Below are 22133 nucleotides of genomic sequence, written 5' to 3' on the forward strand. Positions count from 1 at the left end.
TTAACCCGGGAACGCGTCAATCGCACCGTAAACCCCTTCAATCAGCATTTGCACCCCGATCACCGCCAGGATCAACCCCATCAACCGGGTCATGACACTCAGCCCTTTTTGTCCGAGCAGGGCCACGACCTTGTGGCTGTAGACAAAACACACGAACGTCATCAGGCAAAGCACAGCAAAGACCAGCAATGTTCCTAGCGGTTTCACCACCGCATTACTTGCCGTAAAGCTCACTGTCGTGGCGATGGTGCCCGGTCCCGCCAGAATTGGCACCGCCAGCGGGGAAATCGCCACATCATCACCGCCACTACCTTGACTGCTTCTGGGCTTGTGCAGGCTGGAGTTTTCCCCTTGCTGCATCTGATAACCGATCAGGAAAACCAGGACACCCCCGGCAATACGCAAGGCGGGCAGCGTGATACCAAAGAAATGAAAGATCAGGTTACCGAGCACGGCAAAGGCCGCAATGATGATAAAAGTCATCAGTAATGCCCGGCGGGCAACCGCTACCCTCTCCTCTTGAGCAAGACCGCCTGTTAGACCAAGAAACACCGCCGTGTTGGCGAAAGGATTCATGATCGCGAAGTAGGCGAAAAAGACAGCAAGCAGGTGATTGACGGTATCGGTCATGAGGGATCCGGGCGAAAGGAAGTCAGGTCGTTATACCTGAGCCTCGCGCCCGGTTAAAGCCTGTCAGTGCGACATGGATAACTCGGTACCGGCATCCTTGCGTTTGAGGTACTCACTCACCAGGAAAGGTGCCTTCAACACACTGTAGAGATTTTCATCCGTGGTCAGCATGTACTCGCGGCGCTCACGCTCGAACGAACGATAACTCTTGCGGAAGTTCAGGTAGTAATCCTTGATCTCACGCAGGCGTTTGGATGCGTACATGGAATCCAGCGCCTCCATGGCGCTTTTGGGGTGGATCCCGATCGCCACATTGAACTCTTCCATGGCCCGGTAGATATCCCGATTACGGTTGATATAAATCAGCGAGTTGGCGTATTCGTAATGGACAATGGCCAGATCATCAGCCTGCTCGAACGCTTGCTCAAAGTAGTCCTCTACGCGGCTCAGGCGTGCACCGAAGGTCAGGCGACCAAACAGCTTGCCCACGTAACGGATGATGTTGGCGTCCTTGGCCGCATTCATGGCCAGCGCTACCGGATGATTCGGTTCAATTTCCAGCGTGTCATCAATGGCCCGGGATACCTTGAACAAGTAATTGTTCATCAGCGATTCCACCGGTGATGCCTCTTCTGCAATCCGGGCAATGGAAAACGCGTAACCCAACCGCAAGGTCATGTAGTCAGCCTGAAATTCTTCCTCATCTTTCAGGCTTTTGATCAAGTCCAGGTAATCGGTGATCTGGTTCGCCACATCCTGAAGCAGCTGCAGTTTCTCTTCCCGCGTGTCGGTCAGGTACACCGCATAGACGCTCTGGGCCAGGTACGCAGGGATCTTGCCGTAAGCGCCCAGCCGCGAGCCATGCTCCTTGGCTGCACGGAAATCCCCACGGAAAAAGAAGCGCCAGGCTTCCAGGATTTCGTCAGACAAGTGCTGGTAATTGCCATCGAATTCCGGACCGAGTTCGGCCTTCAATTGTGGAAAGTGCTCAATACGTCGCTCAAGGTATTCGGCAGACGGATAAGGGATACGCAGGGCACGCATCAACACCGGCCAGGCCTCCTTGAGCTTTTCTGGCGGATAATCGAAGAATCGGGTCTGAAACGGCACGCTGTTCCACTGCCCGGAAATCACCTTGTCATCGACGGCGACTTTCTCGCTTTGCCAACCATCCGCATCCTCAGCTTCACTGCCTTTCTGAGCCTTGTCGGCTATCGCCTTCATCTCTTCGCGGCTGAGATCGTCGTAATCTTTTTCAGCATGACTCACTGGCGAGCACAGCAGGCCTGCCAGTACAAAAATGAACATCGAGCAATTGCGCTTCATAGCCCCGGCCCCATTGTTGTTCTTGCTATTATTTCTGTGTTTCATAATTCGTGACTCTACGGTCACAAAATAGCCCGAAACGCCGTCAGCAGAAACCACGAATCTGCTATCACGATGACATCTTTGATCAGGCTTTGACCACAATGGTCAGAGGGTAAACAAGGAAGAGCAAAACGTTCTCAACGAACCGGATTCGAGGACTTTAGCGGCAGCCGGGCGGACAGCAGATCGTCATAATCCAGAAACGCCGTCACCTGCTCCAGCATCGGCGCAATGCTCCTGGCCAGAAGCAAATCCAGATCGTAGGGGTGGAGTCCGATGCGCAAAGGTCGCCCTTGCGCTTTCGCTCGGCCGAGACAGTATCGGTTAAAGCAAGACAAGAACCAGGCTCGCCAGGGCCGGTCTGCTTCAAATCCCACCAGCGGCAGCGACAGCGTCTTGCCACTGCCGGTATCCAGCACACCGGAAAGGGTTTCCACATACCGAAACGGTAACCGCGAATAATCGTCTGCTGGCAGGGCTCCGAGTGCCCAGGCCGGAGGTACATAAAGGCGTGAAGGCGTGAGCTGATGGAGGGCAAACCAGTCATGGCAATCTTGCACCAGACGCACGATCCCCTCTGCGCTGAAGGACAAATGCTCAGCCACCCTCCGTGACAGCAAGAGACTGTGAAGCCGGTGATACAGAGACACTGGCGGTTGGCACCGGTGAGACCAGCCATGGCCGGCCAGTGGATGGCCGGCCTGCTGCAAATCGCGCAACCAGGCGATGTCGTCCCTGGACCAGTCTCGCCCCGGCACCACCAGCAAAGTGACGTGTTCGGGCGCCAGCTGTAGTCGCGAGAGCATGGCCGTGACCTGCTCTCGAGTTTCCGGCATCACATCATGGATGCTCACCAATGCAGACAGAGCATCAGGCATGGTGGCTACTCAAACGGCGTAACAATGCCAGTGTCGGCGACGGCAGGCTGGCGGCGCGGGGCTTCAACGTCGCACAGTGGGCAAGCACGCTACCCCAGTGTTCGATAGCATGGTTATTCATGGCCAGTGCGGCCTCACGCGCGCTCGCCGCCTTGGCCTGGCGCTCATCGCTTGTCAGGCTTGCCAGACGATCAAGGGTGTCGCTCAACGTTTCGTCCGGCTGCATAACCCAAAGCCCACGCGCCAGCGCCGGCCATTCATTGATCCCGCAAGCGGGCGTGGTAATCACCAGTCGCTGGCGGGCCATGGCTTCAAGGGCTACGGTGCCAAATGCCTCCACCGAAGACGGCAACACCAGCACCTCACACTGGTCCACCAGCGCTACCACTTGCTCACGACTGCACCAGCCATGGCAGTGAAGATTACTCAGACGGTCACAGGCCTGATCCACTTTGGCACGCAAGGGACCATCCCCTGCCACATGAAATTCCAGATCCGGACGCGCCGCAGCCAGCTCCAGGAAGGATTCGATATTTTTTTCTGCCGCAAGGCGCCCCACATAGCACACTTTGTTTACGTCATCAGCCAGAGGTTGCAGCGGTGTCTGCACAAACTCTCTGGCCAGCGGCGTACCAACAAGCTGCGGGTTGCGCGCCCCGGCTTCTCTGGCTTGGGCAATCATGGATTCGCAGATCGTCGCCGCCGTTTCACTTCCCTGAAACAGCGTTCGGTTGATCCAGTTCAGAAAGCCCCCGGCCAGCTTGGCCAGTCGCTTGCCCCAATAGAGTTCTACCAGTCGGTTGTAATCCGTCTGGAAGGTAACGCAAACAGGGATTCCCCATTTTCGGGCAATCCAGTAGCCGATCATGGAGAAAATGCCGGGGCCGGGAATAACGATGACGTGGGGCTTCATCTCCCACACCAGAGCACTGAGCTCACGTATCCGGGGAAAGAAAAGACGCTGGGTCGGGTCACCGGGAATCGGCATGGATGCGCCTTGACAGGGGTGGGGATCCTGCAAACAGGGTTGCACCAGTTCCACCCGCTCTACACGGTCTTCAAGATGCGATACCAGATCCTGGAAATAGGCACCAACGCCATTCCGGCCTTTGATCGCATCCACCACAAACAGTACACGAAGCGTTTTGGTATCCATGGCCGCGAGTATTACCAGCGGCCATTTCCGAATTGTGACAAGCAACAAAAAGCCAACGGGAATTTGCGACAAGATGTGACAGCCGATGAGTCAACGGCAGATCACGCAAAGACATTCAGGCCTCGGGCCGTGAATAACCGAAGCGGTCGTAGACCCAACCAAATACCGCGTTCAGCTCCTCTGCGCTGACACCCAGCGATTGCGGATCGTAATGGTGGCCGCTGCGATAGCCTTTTGCCTTGCGGTCTTGTTCCGCAAGACGTTCGCGGAACGCCGGATCGAGAGTCCAACCGAAACGAATGTACAGTTGCGCAACAACCTCTGCAGGACGATCTGCCAACACTTCCATGACCGATAACCCCTGTCGCGATTCAGGAAGGGTGTCGAGCACCTCCAGCAGATGCCGATAGTAATAATCCAGCATCGCCATGAACCCGTCTCGCCAGTAAGTGGTGGTGTCACGCCCCTCGAAAAGCCGTGCTCCAATCAGAATCGAGTTGATCTGTGAGGGCACGGAGGCATCCGGATTACGCAGGCAGCCAATGAAGCGCGCATCAGGAAAGGCGTCCGCCAGGGTCTGCATCCACGGAGTAAACGAAGGGTTTTTCGACAGCAACTGCTTGTCCTGGCCATGGAAATACAAATGCCGCTGCACAAAACGGCGATAGGCCGCCATTAGCCGGCGTTTTTCTGCGGGAGAGCCATCGCGGTCCAGAAACGTCAGGCGCCACAAGGAAGGAGATGGCACCACCAGCACCATCAGAAAACAGCCCCACACCGGAATCAATCCAAGGTAGTCTTCTTCCGGGTCCAGCAGACCGGTCTTGTGCACACCATCCAGGCCACCCAACACACGTCGCTCTAGCCACAGAAGCAGGCGCCCGGCCGGTTTGCCGATTCTCGCATCCAGTGAGGCTAGAGCAGTCCAGAAATAACGTTGCGTAATGGATGGAGCAAACAGCAATTCCCATAATGCCGTCGTCGTAAAACGCGGGTCCAGCGCCAACAACCGGTGCAGAAAGGTCGTGCCACTGCGTGGCACCCCCACGACAAACAAAGGCTCGCGCACCGTAACTCGGCGAAAGTCCGGAAACAGTACATAGTCGAGCAGCAGTCCCGCCCCATTGATCAACTGCACCAGCAGAAATACCGGCCAGAACAACACGATCACCAACAGCCGTTGCAACGATGCTCCGCGCCGGCCAATCCCGTAATCAGGAAAGGCACTGGCCGGAATACCTCGCAGGTATTGTTTGATGACGGACAGGGCGTTATTCAATCGACTGGCTCCTCGGTAACCTACTGCGCAAGGCTAGCCTTGCGATAAGTCATAAAAATGACACCTTACCCTCTTGTGTCCAGGTCACAGCGCTGTCATCTTTCTCGCAAACAATGCCCGTATGAATATTGCCATGACTCCTCCAGCAACCCCTGTCCACCTGCACCCCGCCCTCGTCGGGCATCGTGGCGCCCGTGGCGAAGCCCCGGAAAACACCCTGGCCAGCTTTCAGGTGGCCGTCGAGGCCGGTGTCACGGAGATGGAACTGGACGTACGGCTGTCCTCTGACGGTCAACTGATTGTGCTACATGACAGCGATGTCACACGAACCACAGGCGTTCGCGGCAACGTGCGGCAATATACGCGAGCGCAGCTGGGCGTCATGGATGCTCGACGTAACACTCCCGGCTGGCATAGCCCCACCGGCATTCCCTCATTGCAGGAAGTGGTCGACCTGTGCGGGCCGCAGATGCGGTTTCAGTTTGAAGTGAAAGGGGCCGACCGCCACGTGCTGCATCAACTGGCCCACCACCTCAGCCACATGATCCATGACCAGCAACTGCAATCGCGGGTGGTGATCACCTCCAGTCATACCGGCTTTCTGCGCATGATCGGCACCATGGCACCGGATATCGAGCGTGGCTACGTCTGCCAGTACCGCTATCTGCAACCGACCCGCCGTGCCCAGGGCCTGGGCTGTAGCTGGGTGATTCCGCACTTTTCCCTGGTCACCCCGGCGTTGATGCGCCGGGCACGCCGGCGAGGTTTGAAAGTGTCGGTGTGGACCGTCAATGATCTGACTGAAGCCGAGCGGTTGGCCAAACTCAAGGTAGACAGCATCATCACCGACTACCCCACCAGTTTCGTCAGCCACTTCCGCAGTCGGCAGCGTTACGCCTCGTCTTCCGTTTCCGACTGAGGCTCCGGTCGGTAAAGCGGTTCGTCACTGAAGAACGACAGGATTTCCTCTTTGCGGGCCAAGGCATCCTTGCGGCCCATTTCAATCAAGGCGTTGGTGAAACCGGGCTCGAACAGCAGGTAGCTCATAGCGCTGGCCCCCGGCGAACGGGTCGCACCCGACCCACGCAAGAAGAAACGCAGGCCCTTGGGCAGCTCCCCGATATGCTCCGCAGCGATTTCATCGATCGGCCGCGAGGGGTAGATCTTCAGTACATCCACTTCCTTGAGGGCAATACCGTGCTTGCGGCGCGCTCTTTCTCCCAACGCCCTGACCGTATTGTTGATGCGCTCCAGCCGCTCCACATCCCCTTCCAGGGTATCGACAAACACGCTGTTAAGAACGTGTCCCAGCACCTGGGCCATGGACGGATAGCCGCTCAGGACGCGCTGGTGCCCTGCACTGACATTGCCAGAGACACCAATCACCAGTAGCCGGGAAGCGCCCAGATGCAAGGCAGGGCTTAGCGGTGCCAACTGGCGCAAGGCTCCATCACCGTAATAACCGCCATCAACCTTGCCAGCAGGAAACAGAATCGGGATCGCCGCCGATGCCAACAGATGCTCGACACCAATGGTGGAACGCTTGCCCTTGCGACGCGCACGCACCCATTCAGCCAGATCATCTTTGCCCTGAAAAAAACTGACGGACTCTCCTGTGGCATAACTGGAAGCGGTTATCGCCAGTGCACGCAGATGCCCCTGATCCAGGTTGCCCTGAATGCGTTGAAAATTGACCACCAAGCTTAACAACCGTTGCAGCGGCAGGTTGTCCAGCAAGGCACTGCGCTCGGGAGTCCGCCCGGTGGTGAACCCGGAAAAAAACCAGCGCAAAATCCCCCGCAGACAAGCATACAAATCGGTGCGGTAAACCTGTTCGGCAGTAATGTTGGACCATACCCGCTCCAGCCCCCGCACGGCAGAACGGTAGTTGCCCGCATTGGCAGCCAGTGCAGACGCATTGATCGCGCCCGCAGAGGTGCCGCAGATGATCGGAAAAGGATTGGGGACGCCGCGATCCAGCATGTCTGCCATGGCCGACAATACGCCTACCTGATACGCCCCTCGGGCTCCCCCACCGGATAACACCAGTCCACGGACCGGATCCTTCTGCTGCATCAACGCCTCCTTGGTTGCCTCCAGTATGCCCACAGCCATCGCCACCTGCCAGACTCTACAAACGCCGGATGACGGGCTTTTACATGACGTTGCAACCGCTGTGCCGATTACCCTTTTCGCGCATCAAGAATCCGCTGGTTGCGGGTGCCACAGGTGCCTTATGCTAGGGAACCTCTGAATAACTCCTTGCGTGCTCAGTCTTTCAGGCTGGTTCGCCCCCTCTATGGGTCAAGAGGGGCGCATCTGCTGCGCTTTGCCGCCAGGAAAGGGAACCACCCTGCCCGTTGCGACAAAACACAACAGCTACACCCTTCAGGCCACGCTGAGCACGCAAGGAGTTATTCAGAGGTTCCCCAAGCCCCAGGCGAATACAACCGTTCTTCCGAGGACCATGAACACCTTCTCTCTACGCCCTGCCCTACCCAGCGATCTGGACGCCCTTACCCGTCTGGAGCAACGCTGTTTTTCCTCCGATCGGCTCTCCCGCCGCAGTTTCCGAAAATGGTTAAAGCGCCAGCATGCCGGACTGATGGTAGTAGAGCGGGAAGGGGAACTGGGAGGCTATGCCCTGGTTCTGCTCCAGCCCGGCACCCGGTTGGCGCGTCTGTATTCCATTGCCGTGGATCCCGGCTTTCGTGGCCAACACCTTGGGGAACAGCTTATGGATGCTGCGGAAGAATATGCCCATCAGGAACGTCGACTCTACCTTCGACTGGAAGTGCGCAAGGACAACCCTGCAGCCATCGCCTTGTATGAAAAACGTGGCTACCGGCTGTTTGGCCTGGCACCGGATTATTACGAGGACCATCAAGACGCCCTCCGATACCAGAAGCGATTGCATTACCAGCCAGCCAACGCAGAACAGATTCATTTGCCCTGGGTGCAGCAAAGCACCCCGTTCACCTGCGGCCCGGCTTGTCTTTTGATGGCGCTTGCAGCCCTGCGCAACCAGCCTGCAGACACCACCGAGGAACTGTTGTTATGGCGTGAAGCTACGACCATTTACATGACCGCGGGCCACGGTGGCTGCCACCCCATGGGGCTGGCAATCGCCGCCCACAAGCGTGGCCTCAACGCCAGTGTCTGGTGCAACCAGCAGGGTCCATTATTTGTGGATTCGGTACGTGATACGGACAAAAAGCAGGTGATCACCACCCTGCACGAGCATTTTGCCCGTAGCTGCAAGGCGCAGCAGATTCCGGTCCATTATCAGGATTTCACTGCCCATGATCTGGACAGTGCCATCGCCCAGGGCAAGGTTGTTCTGGTGCTGATCAGTACCTGGCGCCTGGATGGCCGCAAGGCCCCCCACTGGGTGGCGATCAGTGGCAGCGACGAGGAATGTTTCTACATTCACGACCCGGACCCGGGCGAAGACCAGGTGCCTCTGGACTGCCAGCATGTCCCCATCGCCCGGGAGAAATTCGAGCAAATGCGAAAATACGGTCAGGCCAAACTGCGCACCGCGGTGGTACTGGGGGGCTAAGAAGAGTGGTTTTTCTTAAGCGACGGGACTTTCAATAAGGCTCGCAATAACCGCTCGATCGCGCCCCTTTCCGTAGGAGCGTCGCTGGCGGCGCGATCAAAACCGTTTCAACAATGACGGGATAGAGGGGGCACTAAAAGGAAGAAAGAGCGTAATCGCTGTGTACTCTGTGGCCAATCTCGCTCTTGCCGGTTTGTTATCGCGCCGCCAGCGGCGCGCCAACAAAAAACCAACCTACATTTTCATGACATCCTTGCCCAGCGCAGCGGCTTTTTCGCTGTTCACTTTCTGGGTGTTCTCTTCGCACTTCCCGCGATCGCCGCCACAAATTTCACAGCCTTCTTTCAGGCCAAGATTGGCCAGCCCGCCACAGGAGCCTTGCAGAGGCTTGTTGGACATGATCACGCCAATAGCCATACCCGCAAACAGCAGGCCAAGGAAAACAACAGCCGCCAGAATGGTCATCAACATGTTATCGCTCCTCTTGAATCGCTTTGAAAGCGGGGGTCATCACTTCTTCGACACCCTTATCTGTTCTGACAATAAAGAACACCGCCAGTTCATGTGCCTTGGCAAAGGCCAGACCCTCTTTTGGGCCCAGCACGGTCATGGCAGTAGCCAGACCATCCGCCATCATGGCGCTGGGATGCAGAACGGACACCGACGCCAGAGCATGCTCAACCGGGTAACCGGTGCGCGGATCAATGGTGTGTGAGTACAGTTTACCATCAGACTCGAAAAAATTCCGGTAATCACCGCTGGTGGCTACGGCCAGGTCTTTCAGCGCCACCACGGTCTCCACTTCGCGGACACCGGGAATTGGCCGCTCCACCGCCACGCGCCAGGGTTGGTTATACGGCTTGTGCCCCTGAGCCCGCAGCTCGCCCCCAACCTCCACCAGATAGTTGTTTACCCCGTGGGTTGAGAGCAGGTCCGCAATCTTGTCCACTGCAAACCCTTTGGCAATGGAAGACAAATCCACGTAGACGTTGCCTGGCTGTAGCAGTTGATTGCCGCTAAGCAGCAGGGCCTGCCACCCTACCCTGGCTCTCGCCGCATCGATTTCAAGCGCATCCGGAGGGGAAAAGCGATCCGGATCAGGGCCAAAGCCCCACACATTCACCAACGGGCCCACCGTTACGTCATACGCTCCACCGGTCATCTCGGACAACGAAAACGCCGCCGTGATCACCTTTACCGTATCGTCAGGCAAGTCCATGAGGGTGCCCGGTTCAGCCTGGTTAAAACGGCTCAACACCGAATCCTGCCGGTAGGTGCTCATCTCGGCATTGACCTGCTCCAACGCGGCCTCGATATCTTCTTTCAGCGCTTCTACGCTTTCATCGGGACTCCCGGTGTATTTCACACTCCAGGTCGTGCCCATGGTGGGACCACTGAGTGCAGATACACGATTCTTGCTGTCATCACAGGCAGCCAGCAGCAGGGTCAGGGAAAGCACCAGCAGGGGAAAGATGCGGGTCATGGTTCCATTCCGATAAGTGGGGCAGAGACAAGCTACAAGCTTCAAGCTACAACGCGCGATAGACCATAGTGTTCTGCAAGCCTTCAAGCCGCGATCAAGCTCTACGCGCGGGCACGGAGTCGCAAAAAGCCTGGTGCCTATCACGCGTTGTAGCTTGTAGCTCAAATAAAAACGCCGGCCCTGAGGGCCGGCGTTGGGGGTCAGCCGCCGAAATCATCCAGTAGGATGTTTTCCGGCTCAACGCCCAGGTCTTCAAGCATCTTGATGACCGACGCGTTCATCATCGGCGGACCGCACATGTAGAACTCGCAGTCTTCCGGTGCCGGGTGATCCTTCAGGTACTGCTCGTACAGTACGTTGTGGATGAACCCGGTGAGGCCTTCCCAGTTGTCTTCCGGTTGCGGGTCAGACAATGCCAAGTGCCAGTCGAAGTTATCGTTCTCTTCTGCCAGCTGGTCATATTCTTCGTTGTAGAAGCACTCGCGAACACTACGGGCACCGTACCAGAAGCTCATCTTGCGCTTGGAGTTCAGACGCTTGAGCTGGTCGAAGATATGACTGCGCATGGGCGCCATGCCCGCACCACCACCGATAAAGACCATCTCGGCGTCGGTGTCCTTGGCGAAGAATTCACCGAAGGGCCCGAACACAGTGATCTTGTCACCCGGCTTCAGGTTGAACACGAACGAGCTCATGATACCCGGCGAAATATCCTTGGACCCCGGAGGCGGGGTGGCAATCCGGATGTTGAACTTGAGAATGCCCTTCTCTTCCGGGTAGTTCGCCATGGAGTAAGCACGGATCACTTCTTCGTTGTTCTTGCAGTTCAGATCGAAGAAGTTGAAACGCTCCCAATCACCCCGGTATTCCTCTGCGATATCAAAATCAGAGAAATTGATATCGAACGGCGGCGCTTCCAGCTGTACATAACCACCAGCCCGGAAATCCACGTTCTCGCCTTCCGGCAGCTTCAGGGTCAGTTCCTTGATGAAAGTGGCCACGTTGTTATTGGAGATAACTTCGCATTCCCACTTTTTCACACCGAAGAATTCTTCCGGCACCTGAATCTTCATGTCCTGCTTCACGTTGACCTGGCAGCTCAGACGCCAGCCATCGCGAATTTCACCCTTGGTGAAGTGGCCTTCTTCGGTGGGCAAAATGTCACCCCCGCCGTCGATCACCTGACACTTGCACTGTGCACAGGTACCGCCGCCGCCACAGGCGGAAGACAGGAAGATTCCCTGGTTTGCCAGGGTGCCCAGCAGCTTGCCGCCAGCCGGAGCATCGATGCCTTTTTCTGCATCACCATTGATATCGATATGTACATCACCGGTAGCCACCAGACGCGAGCGGGCAGCAAGAATCACCGCCACCAGCGCCAGCACGATGGCGGTGAACATGACGACACCGAGAATAATCTCAACACTCATGATTCAACCCCTCCCTTACAGCTGCACGCCGGAAAATGACATGAAGCCCAGTGACATCAGACCCACGGTAATAAAGGTAATACCCAGACCTTTCAGACCATCAGGCACATCACTGTACTTGAGCTTTTCACGGATCCCGGCCAGCAAGGTGATCGCCAGTGCCCACCCCGTACCGGCACCCAGACCGTAGACGACGGATTCACCGAAGTTGTAGTCACGCTCAACCATGAACAGGGACGCACCCATGATGGCGCAGTTCACAGTGATCAGCGGCAGGAAGATACCCAGCGCGTTGTAGAGACTGGGTACGTACTTGTCCAGCGCCATTTCCAGGATCTGTACCAGAGCAGCGATCACGCCGATGTAGCTCAACAGGCCGAGGAAACGCAGATCCAGGCTTGCCAGCTCAGGAATACCAGTCCAGGACAACGCACCTTCATTCAGCAGATACGTCAGCAGCAGATTGTTAACCGGCACAGTAATGGTCAGTACCACCACTACCGCCACACCCAGACCAATTGCGGTCGAAATTTTCTTGGATACGGCGATAAACGTACACATACCCAGGAAGAAGGCCAGCGCCATGTTTTCAACAAAGACGGCGCGGACGAACAGGCTTAGATAATGTTCAAACATTCCTCGTCTCCGTTAAAACGCGTCGCTGACACGGGTGTTGGGCTTCATCTTGAAGTCGTCCTGCTCTACCTGGGCCGGCTTCCACGCGCGGATCGCCCAGATAAACAGACCGATCAGGAAGAAGGCACTCGGTGGCAACAGCATCATGCCATTGGTCAGGTACCAGCCACCCTCGGAAACCTTGGGCAGAATCTGGTGACCGAACAGGCTGCCGGCGCCCAGCAGTTCCCGGGTGAAACCCAGGCCCAGCAGGATCACGGAATAGCCAAGACCGTTGCCCACACCATCCAGGAAGGACGGAATCGGCGGGTTCTTCATGGCAAACGCTTCTGCACGCCCCATCACGATACAGTTGGTGATGATCAGCCCCACGAATACCGACAGCTGCTTGGAAATACTGTAGGCGTAGGCTTTCAGGAACTGGTCCACCACGATTACCAGCGAGGCAATAATGGTCATCTGCACGATGATCCGGATGCTGGAAGGAATCGAGTTACGGATCGAGCTCACAAAGAAGTTCGAAAATGCCGTTACCGCGGTCAGCGCAATACACATGGTGACCGTGGTGCTCAGGTTGCTGGTAACCGCCAGCGCGGAACAGATACCCAGGATCTGCAGCGCGATGGGGTTGTTGTCGAAAATCGGACCTAACAGGATGTCCTTGGTTTTCTCCGCCATTACGCGTCTCCTTCCGGCTGCTCGCTGGATTCAACGGCATCAGTGGACTCAGCCACATCACCGCCACCTTGCTGCATGCGCTTCAGGTATGGGCCAAAACCGTTTTGTCCGACCCAGAATTGAAGCAGGTTGCTCACACCCTTGCTGGTCAGGGTTGCGCCGGCCAGGCCGTCTACCTTGTACTCAGCATCCGGGGTGTTTGCTTCCACGGTACCCTTGATGACCTGGATTTCCACATCACCCTGGCCGTCATAGAGTTTCTTGCCTTCCCAGAGGGCTTTCCACTTGGGGTTGTCGACTTCACCACCCAGCCCCGGGGTCTCACCGTGCTCGTAGAACCCAAGCCCGGCAACCGTGTTGGCGTCCGGCTCCAGCGCCAGGAAACCATACAGGGTCGACCACAGACCGTAACCATGAACCGGCAGGATGATACGGCTCAGTTCACCGTTATCGCCCCGGGCCAGATATACCTCAGCCACTTTGGCCTGGCTCTTGATACCAGCGATATCTTCGTCACCGCTCAAGCGTACAGACTGCTTCGGATCCTTGGCCGCTTTACGCTGGTCATAGGATTCCGGCATGTCGACATAGTCACCGCTGTCGATATCAACAAACTTGCGCTCAATGGTGGCGAACTGCTCGTTCACATCCTGAGACGGGTCATACATGCCTGCGGCCTGCAGGATGTTCATCCGCTTGTCGATCAGTTTGTTTTCGTTCTGCACCGGGCGCAGGCTTACCGCTGCAGTGGCAACCACCACACCGCAAACCACACACACCAGGAAGGCAACCAGCAGAGTCTTGCTGACGCTTTCGTTTTTTCCAGCCATTACGCTTCTCCCCCGGTACGACGCAGACGACGGCGAATGTTTGCCTGAGTGACAAAGTAGTCAATCAGCGGCGCACACAGGTTACCGAACAGAATTGCCAGCATGATGCCTTCCGGGAAGGCCGGGTTGATTACCCGGATCAGGACGGTCATCACACCAATCAGGGCACCGAAGATGTATTTGCCCGTGTTGGTCATGGACGCAGACACCGGATCAGTGGCCATGAAGATCATGCCGAAGGCGAAACCACCCACGCTCAGATGCCAGTACCACGGCATGGAGAACATGGCGTTGGAGTCAGAACCGATGACATTGAACAGGGCAGACATACCCACCATGCCCAGGAACACGCCCAGCACAATGCGCCAGGAGGCAATCTTGGTCATCAGCAGGGCCGCACCACCAATCAGGATGGCCAGGGTAGACGTTTCACCGATACTGCCCTGGATGTTACCCAGGAAGGTGTTCATCCAGCTCAGGCTGGCGGTCGCCGCAGCGGCGCCTTCCGTGAGGGCGTTGCCCGTCAGGGAAGCCGCGTAGTCCAGGTGGCCAGAGGCAGCCAGGGACAAGGAGGTGGCACCAGAGAAGTTGTCCACCGCGGTCCAGACCGTATCCCCGGACATCTGCGCCGGGTAAGCGAAGTACAGGAAGGCACGGCCAACCAGCGCCGGGTTGAGGAAGTTTTTGCCGGTTCCACCGAACACTTCCTTACCAATCACGACACCGAAGGAAATCCCCAGGAATACCTGCCACAACGGAATGGACGGCGGCAGAATCAGGGTGAACAGGATACCGGTAACGAAGAAGCCTTCGTTAACCTCATGGCCGCGCTTCCACGCGAACAGGCCTTCCCAGATAAACCCGCCCAGGTACACGGTAATCAGGATAGGCACATAGTAAACCGCACCATGCAGCACATTGGCCCAGATGCTGGCAGGGTCAAAACCCGTCAGGGCAGCCACCAGGTCACTGCGCCAACCCCCCAGCGGATCGGCACCGAATTCGGCAATCTGCAGGTTGGCTTGATAGCCGGTATTCCACAGCCCGAACAGAATCGCCGGGAAGGTGCAGAACCACACCGTCATCATGATGCGTTTGAGGTCGAGACCATCACGTACGTGAGCTGCAGTCCGGGTTACGGAATCCGGGCTGTACAGCATGGTGTCGAACATTTCGTAGAAGGTGTAAAACTTCTCGTACTTGCCGCCCTCATGGAAATGCGGAGCGACTTTCTTGTCCAGATAGTTTCTCAGGCCCATGCTCAGCCCTCCGCTTCAATAGTGGTGAGGTTGTCGCGCAGGATCGGACCGTACTCGTATTTACCCGGGCACACGAAGGTGCACAGGGCCAGGTCTTCTTCCAGCAGCTCCAGAGCACCCAGTGCGACCGCGTTGTCGGCATCACCGACAATCAGGGCACGCAACAACTGGGTCGGCAGCACATCCAGCGGCATCACTTCTTCATACGCCCCCACTGGCACCATGGCACGCTCGGAACCGTTGGTGGTGGTGGTAAAGTTGAAGCGCTTGCCCGGCATCAGCTTGGACAGGTAGATATTCATCACCGAGAAACGATTGGTGCCGGGGGAGATATAACCCAGCAGCTCACGTTCGTGGCCTTCTTTCAGCGCCGTCAGCTGATTGGTGGAGCGACTCAGCCAGGCCAGCGGGCCACGAGCGTTGTGTCCACTGAACACAGAGCCGGAAATCAGGCGATTATCACCGTCTTTCAGTTCACCCTGGGTGAAATCTTCCACATTGGCACCCACTCGGGTACGCAGCAGACGCGGCGTCTTGGCCTGCGGGCCGGCCAGAGCAACCACGCGATCGCTATAGATCTTGCCTTCGGTGAACAGCTTGCCGATGGCGATCACGTCCTGGTAGGCGAGAGACCAGACGGTCTTGTTCATGCCGACCGGGTCCAGGAAATGGATCTGGGTACCCACATTGCCAGCCGGGTGCTTACCGGCGAAGGTCTCTTCGCGCACCTGGCCGCCAGCGAAACTGGGCAGATCAGTTTTGGGACCGCGGCAAACCCATACCGGGCCATCGGTGAGACGGCTCAGTACAGACAGGCCATCACGGAACGACTGTTCGTTTTCCTTGATGACCACCGCCGGCTCTTGCGCCAGAGGGTTGGTATCGAGAACGGAAACGAAAATGGAGTTGGGGGTAGAATCCAGCGCTGGCACCTTGCCAAAGGGGCGAGTACGCAGCAAAGTCCATTCACCGGAGTCCACCAGCTGCTGCTGAACCGCGGCACGATCCAGACTGGAAAGCTGGTCGGCACTGTAGACGGTAAAGGAAACGTCCTCTTCCTGTTCAGCCACTTCAATCACGACGGATTGCAGAATGCGTTTGTGACCGCGATTGATGGCGATCACCTTGCCTGCGGCAGGAGCGGTGTACTTCACACCGTCGGTCTTCTTGTCCGTGAAGAGGATCTGGCCTTTTTTGACCATATCGCCTTCGCGCACTTCCATGGTGGGTTTCATGCCCACGTAGTCACCGCCGAGCACGGCAACAGAACGAACCTGGTGACCTTCCTCAATCGACTGGCGCGGTGCACCAGTGATGGGCAGATCCAGGCCCTTCCTGATTTTAATCATAGTTACTCGCCCACGTTGCGTGTTGCTGAAGTCGAGGCAAACCCTCCGAAAATGCCCTGAACTCAGGGAATTACCGGGGATTCACGCAAAATCCGGAATTTGCACTTGGGAGCCGGCCGGAGCCGGCGGCGCACATTATAAAGAGGCGCCACTCCATTCGCCAGAGGCTTGAAGGCCGACTTTTGTCGCATCGCACCATGCAGGTGCGATATTGATGCACCATGCTGATACTTTTCTCTGGCCGAAAAAAAGCCCGCGCTGAGCGGGCTTTCTCTCAAACTGACGTCATCAGTCCTTCGGATACGCCGGGAATTCGACCCCGGAGATCTGCTGGAGGATACGCAGTACCTGACAGCTGTAGCCGAATTCGTTGTCGTACCACACGTACAACACACAGTGACGACCGTTAACGATGGTGGCTTCCGCATCGATCACGGAGGCGTGACGGGAGCCCACGAAGTCGGTAGAAACCGCATCCGGACTGCTCACGAAGTCCACCTGGCGCTGCAGCGGAGAGTGCAGGCTGACCCAGCGCAGGTATTCGTTCAGCTCTTCCAGGCTGGTTTCCTTCTCCAGAGTCAGGTTCAGGATCGCCATGGAGACGTTCGGGGTAGGAACGCGAATGGAGTTACCGGTCAGCTTGCCCTTCAGGGACGGCAGCGCCTTGGCAGCAGCGGTCGCCGCACCGGTCTCGGTGAGCACCATGTTCAACGGAGCCGCGCGGCCACGACGGGGGCCCTTATGGAAGTTATCGAGCAGGTTCTGGTCGTTGGTGTAGGAATGCACCGTCTCAACGTGGCCAAACTCGATACCGAACTTGTCTTCGATTGCCTTGAGCGGCGGCACGATGGCGTTGGTGGTACAGCTGGCCGCAGAGATGATCTTGTCGCTGTCTTCGATGATGTTGTTGTTCACGCCGTGAACAATGTTTTTCATATCACCTTTACCTGGCGCCGTCAGCATCACGCGGGACACGCCCGGACGGTTCAGGTGCTGGGACAGGCCTTCCACATCACGCCACTTACCCGTGTTGTCGATCACCACAGCATTGTTGATGCCGTACTGGGTGTAATCGATGGTGTTGGGATCGTTGGAGTAGATCACCTTGATGAAGTTGCCGTTGGCGATGATGGCATTTTCTTCTTCATCGACAGCGATGGTACCGGCGAAGGGACCATGCACGGAATCACGACGCAGCAGGCTGGCACGCTTTTGCAAGTCACCCTTGCCAGATTCACGCACCACAATGGCTTTCAGGCGCAGACCGTTACCGGAGCCCACCTTTTCGATCAGCAGACGGGCCAGAATACGGCCGATACGGCCAAAGCCGTAGAGCACCACATCGGTGGGCTCAGGCATGCCGCCCTTGTTGCTGGTCGCTTCGGCCAGCTCTGCGCGCACATACTCTTCAATAGACAGGCCGCGATTATCTTTTTTGTACTCTACCGCCAACTTGCCGATATCAATGCGGCAGGGGCCCAGGTCGAGCTTGGCAACTTCCTGAAGCACCGGAAAAGTGTCGACAACAGACAGCTCGGAATCTTCAATCTGCTTGACGAAACGGTGTGCCTTCAGGATCTGGATAACAGACTTGTTGACCAGGGAACGGCTGTAAACGGTGGTGGTGACGTTCTTTTCGCGCTGCAGGCGGCCAATCATGGGAATCATGGCTTCTGCGATTTCCTCGCGATTCTTCCAGCGTCCGAAATGGTCTTCCAGTTTGCTCACGGAGATGCCCCTCTCAGTTTGGGTTCAGGTGACGGAAACCGTGGAATGGCTCTAGATGCCCGGTTTCAGCGGTCAGCCAGCGGTGGAGTTTGGGGCGCGAATGATACTGCCAAATGCGGGGTTTATCCACCCGGGTACAGCAAAGCGGCTGACTGTATAAGCGCGGCCGCTGTGACGGCATGGCAAACCCGGGCTCACAGGCCGGGGACAGCATGAACATTACATCAGAGCCTGAGCCACTTTGGCCTGCAATGCGGGCACCACTTCGTCTTCGAACCAAGGGCGCTGGCGCAACCACAGACGATTACGGGGGCTGGGGTGTGGTAGTGGGAAGTAACCGTGCGCTAGCGCCCGGCGGTATTCCCGTACGTTATCAGTTAGCGACTTGCCGCGCTCCGGCAGGTAATAACGCTGGGCGTACTGCCCCACCAGCAGGGTGAGCCTGATCTCGGGCAATTCCGCCAGCAAAAGCTCATGCCACTGCGGCGCACATTCTGGACGCGGCGGCAGATCGCCCCCCTTTCCCCGACCGGGATAACAAAACCCCATAGGGATGATCGCGATGCGGCGCTCGTCATAAAAGGCGGCTTTATCCAGTTGCAACCAATCCCGCAACCGGTCCCCGGAGGGATCATTCCAGGGAATCCCGCTCTCGTGTACCCGGGTACCGGGCGCCTGGCCAACAATCAATAACCGGGCGCTCTCTCCTGCCTGCACCACCGGCCGCGGGCCCAGCGGCAAGTGCGGCTCGCACAGGCGGCAAGCGCGCACCTCTTCCAGTAATGGCAGCAGCCGGTTCATTCCGCCGGACTGTCAGACCGGTGCAATCGAATCAACCCTTCCTGAGCCACCGACGCCACCAGGGTGCCATCCTGACGGTAGATGGAACCAAAGTTCATCCCGCGGGAACCACCGGCGAAGGGGCTGTCACTGCGATACAGCAGCCACTCATCGATTTTGAAGTCATTGTGGAACCACATGGCGTGATCGATGCTTGCGCACTGCACATTGGGCTGCCAGAAATTCATGCCATGGGGCAGCATGGCTGTGCCCATCAGGCCAAAATCCGAGCAATAGGCCAACAACGCCCGGTGCGTCATGGGATTGGCGTCTACCTTGTCCACGACACGGAACCAGACTTCCCTGATCGGCGCTTTGGGGTCGGGGGAAATGGGGTCTTTCGGCGTGACCGGGCGAAATTCTACCGGTCGCTCGGTAAGGAAGTCCTTTCGATACTGCTCCGGGAGGCGCTCCACCAACTTGATCCGAATCGCCTCGTCACTCTCCAGCCCGTCCGGGCCCGGCACCTCAGGCATCTCAGCCTGATGGGATGCCCCCTCCTCCACTACTTGATACGAGGACGCCAGCGAAAATATCGGTCGGCCATGCTGGATGGCATTCACCCGCCGGGTGGTAAAACTCTTGCCATCACGAATCCGGTCCACGTCGTAGACGATGGGCGCATTAAAATCCCCCGGCCGCAGGAAATAGGCATGCAGGGAGTGCACCGGGCGGTCTTCCGGCACGGTCCGTGACGCCGCCAACAGAGCCTGCCCGGCCACCAGCCCGCCAAACACACTACGTTGGCCATTGGCCTGGCTCTGGCCACGAAAGAGGTTGTTCTCGAGTTGCTCCAGATCAAACAGATCCATCAGCTCCCGGACAGCATTATTCATACCCAATCCTCAGCAAAATCACGTTGGCCGCATAGTACCCTACTATTCAAGAAAATGGGGTTCATCAGCACGCCCGGACACTTAACCTGGCGCCAAGCCAATCTGTCAGGTAGGCAGAGTCAGAATCGCGCTGCGCCAGCAGAGCCGTAAAGCAAGATCAACCAAGGACGCACTTGTCCATATGTGAACCAGCGCATAGTATCGGGGCAATTAAATACAAAAGGTCGCGTTGTCGACTTGGGGGAATACATGGTTTCACGACTACGCCAGGGGACGGCGGCCTTGCTGCTGTCCATTCTTTTCGTTTGCTCCACCGCTTATGCGGAAACACCCTCCAGTCTGATTATCCAGGGATATCTGATCGACCAGAACACCCAACGCCCGCTGCATGCCACCGTGGACGTGGTTGCCACCCTTTATGATCTTTCCGGGCGGACAACGGACTACCAGGACGCAGGCGGGACAGCAACCGACCCCCAAGGTCTCGGCGCCGTACTCTGGACAGAAACCTTTACCGTTGCCATTGATCAGGGACGCTACAGCGTGACACTGGGCAGCGACAGCAACCCGCTCCCCGCTGATCTCCTTGACAGCAATGAGGTAGAACTGGGGCTTGCTATCGACGGTGATAACGAAATGACCCCACGGATGGCGGTTACCGCCGCCAGCGTTCCGTTTGCCCTGCAAGCCCGCGAAGCTGAACAGGTCAACGGCGACATCACACCACGCTCGGTTAGCATCGATGGCAGTCTGGTCATCAATGAATTTGGTGAATGGGTCGGCTCAGACAGTGGCCTGATCGGCCCTGAAGGCCCGGCCGGTGAAGCGGGCCCGGCCGGCGAGAAAGGCGACCCTGGCGCCGATGGTCCCCAGGGGCCCGCCGGTCCGGCGGGCGCAGCCGGCCCACAGGGGCCCGTTGGCCCTCAAGGCTTGGCCGGTGCTGATGGTGCCACAGGCCCACGCGGCGAGGCAGGGCCACAAGGTCCAGCTGTACCGGCAGGCCCCGCCGGCATGATGGGACCACCCGGCACCCAAGGGCCGCAGGGACCTCAAGGTACACAGGGTGTTGCCGGCGCGGACGGCCCTGCTGGTGCCGCTGGCCCTCAAGGTCCTCAAGGGCCCGCTGGCCCAGCAGGAGCAACCGGGGCACAAGGCCCCACCGGCATGACCGGCCCTGCGGGCACCTTTAGCACCAGCAATGTGTCACAAACAACCTGTAGTGCTGCCACCAGCTGCCAGTGCCCCTCTGGTGTGGTACTTGCTGGCGGCGTCCAATGCAGCGCCAACAGTTATGTGATCAGCAGTTACCCAAGCGCTGCCAACACCTGGTCGGGGAGTTGCGAAGTCTGGCAGACCGGAGCGGCCAGCACCCCCGCAACGCTGACCGTGACCTGCGCGGTGACCAACTGATGGCGATGACCCGACGGCAATTCATCGCGGCGGGAAGCGCAGCAGGCATGCTGCTCAGTACCCCACTGGTCGCGGGCACCACTGCCACCCGGGTTGAATTGGTGGCAGGTGAGCGCGCCATTGCCCTGGAAGGCCAGCAGCAACTGCGTATCAGCCAGTACGGGCGCCAGGCATACTGGCACCAAGATCAGGGTGATGCTGTTTCGATCACAGCCGGATCACCACCGCAAACACGCATCGTCGCCGCTGCCAAAGACGGCACCCAGCTTGTTGTGCTCGACCGAGGACATCGCCAACTCCGCTGGTTTCAGGCCAACGGGGTACTCGCGCGCGAGCTCAATCTGCCCGATTTGCTGGAACCTGCCGACTTCATCCTCTATGCGGGACAGGCAGTCATTGCAGATGTGCACGGCCACCGGTTACTCGCCTTGGACACCCATAGCGAACGCAGGGCATGGCTGGAAAGTGACCGGCCATTGAATGGCCCGGCATCGCTTGCCCGCACCCGGGATCGGCTGTCCCTGCTGACACTAGGCGATCAACGACTCCACCACTTTACTCTCGCCGGGGAGTCTCTCGGCAGTGAAGGCTCCATGCTTGCCATGCCGGGTAGCCTGACGGCCGTCAACAATCACTTGCTGGTAATGGACCGCAGCCAGAACCAACTGTGCTGGGCAGACCATACCCAACCCGTTCTGGCGCTACCGCAAACCGGCCCCCAACAGCTGACGTATATGAGCTGGCAACCGGGCAGTAACCTGCTGATCAGCGTATGAGGCAA

The 22133-nt window shown here is 57.8% G+C and carries 21 protein-coding genes; 4 read left to right on the plus strand and 17 right to left on the minus strand.

Features of this window, described 5'->3' with window-relative positions:
• The 5 genes from A15D_RS09350 to A15D_RS09370 form a co-directional block, all read right to left on the minus strand.
• Entirely contained in the window at positions 1-630 is a 630-nt protein-coding gene (locus A15D_RS09350) for a MarC family protein (protein ID WP_102791713.1), read from the minus strand.
• A gap of 63 nt (positions 631-693) precedes the next feature.
• Positions 694-1938 carry a hypothetical protein gene (locus tag A15D_RS09355; RefSeq protein WP_158245796.1) on the minus strand — a complete coding sequence of 415 codons (1245 nt, stop codon included), beginning with the start codon at positions 1936-1938 and terminating at the stop codon, positions 694-696.
• A gap of 197 nt (positions 1939-2135) precedes the next feature.
• Positions 2136-2876 (minus strand): polysaccharide deacetylase family protein, encoded by a 741-nt coding sequence (locus A15D_RS09360; RefSeq protein WP_199175838.1) that lies wholly within the window; start codon positions 2874-2876, stop codon positions 2136-2138.
• Positions 2869-4032, minus strand: a complete 1164-nt coding sequence (locus A15D_RS09365; protein ID WP_102791715.1) for a glycosyltransferase — start codon at positions 4030-4032, stop codon at positions 2869-2871. Before A15D_RS09365 ends, A15D_RS09360 begins: the two co-directional genes overlap by 8 nt.
• Positions 4033-4147: 115 nt before the next feature.
• The gene (locus A15D_RS09370; RefSeq protein ID WP_233192190.1) at positions 4148-5311 is read right to left on the minus strand and encodes a sulfotransferase; all 1164 of its coding nucleotides are present in this window, start codon (positions 5309-5311) and stop codon (positions 4148-4150) included.
• Positions 5312-5444: 133 nt separating this feature from the next.
• Between A15D_RS09370 and A15D_RS09375 the strand changes: the two genes are divergently transcribed.
• The gene (locus A15D_RS09375; protein WP_102791745.1) at positions 5445-6230 is read left to right on the plus strand and encodes a glycerophosphodiester phosphodiesterase; all 786 of its coding nucleotides are present in this window, start codon (positions 5445-5447) and stop codon (positions 6228-6230) included.
• Here the strand turns inward: A15D_RS09375 and A15D_RS09380 are convergent.
• On the minus strand, positions 6203-7387 hold the full coding sequence (locus A15D_RS09380) for a patatin-like phospholipase family protein (RefSeq protein WP_102791746.1): 1185 nt from the start codon (positions 7385-7387) through the stop codon (positions 6203-6205). The two genes, A15D_RS09375 and A15D_RS09380, sit on opposite strands and share 28 nt — an antisense overlap.
• A 391-nt stretch (positions 7388-7778) precedes the next feature.
• On the opposite strand from A15D_RS09380, the gene A15D_RS09385 reads away from it, so the two are divergent.
• Entirely contained in the window at positions 7779-8873 is a 1095-nt protein-coding gene (locus tag A15D_RS09385; RefSeq protein WP_102791716.1) for a GNAT family N-acetyltransferase/peptidase C39 family protein, read from the plus strand.
• Between the two features lie 234 nt (positions 8874-9107).
• Here the strand turns inward: A15D_RS09385 and nqrM are convergent, their stop codons facing one another.
• The 11 genes from nqrM to A15D_RS09445 all read right to left on the minus strand — a co-directional run bounded on the left by nqrM (position 9108) and on the right by A15D_RS09445 (position 19942).
• Entirely contained in the window at positions 9108-9344 is a 237-nt protein-coding gene (gene nqrM, locus A15D_RS09390) for a (Na+)-NQR maturation NqrM (protein WP_022986367.1), read from the minus strand.
• 1 nt (position 9345) lies between these two features.
• Positions 9346-10356 (minus strand): FAD:protein FMN transferase, encoded by a 1011-nt coding sequence (locus tag A15D_RS09395; RefSeq protein WP_102791717.1) that lies wholly within the window; start codon positions 10354-10356, stop codon positions 9346-9348.
• Positions 10357-10556: 200 nt separating this feature from the next.
• Complete coding sequence (gene nqrF, locus A15D_RS09400) at positions 10557-11786, minus strand: NADH:ubiquinone reductase (Na(+)-transporting) subunit F (protein WP_022986365.1); 1230 nt, start codon at positions 11784-11786, stop codon at positions 10557-10559.
• Between the two features lie 15 nt (positions 11787-11801).
• Positions 11802-12422, minus strand: coding sequence for an NADH:ubiquinone reductase (Na(+)-transporting) subunit E (gene nqrE / locus A15D_RS09405; RefSeq protein WP_022986364.1), 621 nt, complete (start codon positions 12420-12422; stop codon positions 11802-11804).
• A gap of 12 nt (positions 12423-12434) precedes the next feature.
• On the minus strand, positions 12435-13100 hold the full coding sequence (locus tag A15D_RS09410) for an NADH:ubiquinone reductase (Na(+)-transporting) subunit D (protein ID WP_022986363.1): 666 nt from the start codon (positions 13098-13100) through the stop codon (positions 12435-12437).
• Positions 13100-13930, minus strand: a complete 831-nt coding sequence (locus tag A15D_RS09415) for a Na(+)-translocating NADH-quinone reductase subunit C (RefSeq protein ID WP_022986362.1) — start codon at positions 13928-13930, stop codon at positions 13100-13102. The genes A15D_RS09410 and A15D_RS09415 overlap by 1 nt, the downstream gene beginning before the upstream one ends.
• Positions 13930-15189 carry an NADH:ubiquinone reductase (Na(+)-transporting) subunit B gene (locus tag A15D_RS09420; RefSeq protein ID WP_022986361.1) on the minus strand — a complete coding sequence of 420 codons (1260 nt, stop codon included), beginning with the start codon at positions 15187-15189 and terminating at the stop codon, positions 13930-13932. Before A15D_RS09420 ends, A15D_RS09415 begins: the two co-directional genes overlap by 1 nt.
• A gap of 2 nt (positions 15190-15191) precedes the next feature.
• Positions 15192-16538, minus strand: coding sequence for a Na(+)-translocating NADH-quinone reductase subunit A (locus A15D_RS09425; RefSeq protein WP_102791718.1), 1347 nt, complete (start codon positions 16536-16538; stop codon positions 15192-15194).
• 288 nt (positions 16539-16826) lie between these two features.
• Positions 16827-18266 (minus strand): glyceraldehyde-3-phosphate dehydrogenase, encoded by a 1440-nt coding sequence (locus tag A15D_RS09430; RefSeq protein WP_102791719.1) that lies wholly within the window; start codon positions 18264-18266, stop codon positions 16827-16829.
• 219 nt (positions 18267-18485) lie between these two features.
• The gene (locus A15D_RS09440) at positions 18486-19067 is read right to left on the minus strand and encodes a uracil-DNA glycosylase family protein (RefSeq protein ID WP_102791721.1); all 582 of its coding nucleotides are present in this window, start codon (positions 19065-19067) and stop codon (positions 18486-18488) included.
• On the minus strand, positions 19064-19942 hold the full coding sequence (locus A15D_RS09445; protein WP_102791722.1) for an acyl-CoA thioesterase II: 879 nt from the start codon (positions 19940-19942) through the stop codon (positions 19064-19066). Before A15D_RS09445 ends, A15D_RS09440 begins: the two co-directional genes overlap by 4 nt.
• Positions 19943-20191: 249 nt before the next feature.
• Here A15D_RS09445 and A15D_RS09450 point away from each other — a divergent pair, with 249 nt between their 5' ends.
• Positions 20192-21352: a collagen-like protein gene (locus A15D_RS09450; RefSeq protein ID WP_102791723.1), complete on the plus strand. Its 1161-nt coding sequence runs from the start codon at positions 20192-20194 to the stop codon at positions 21350-21352.
• On the plus strand, positions 21352-22128 hold the full coding sequence (locus A15D_RS09455) for a hypothetical protein (protein ID WP_146026864.1): 777 nt from the start codon (positions 21352-21354) through the stop codon (positions 22126-22128). Before A15D_RS09450 ends, A15D_RS09455 begins: the two co-directional genes overlap by 1 nt.
• Positions 22129-22133: the final 5 nt, after the last annotated feature.

The organism is Alcanivorax sp. MD8A (genome assembly GCF_002888555.1).
GTDB lineage: Bacteria > Pseudomonadota > Gammaproteobacteria > Pseudomonadales > Alcanivoracaceae > Alcanivorax.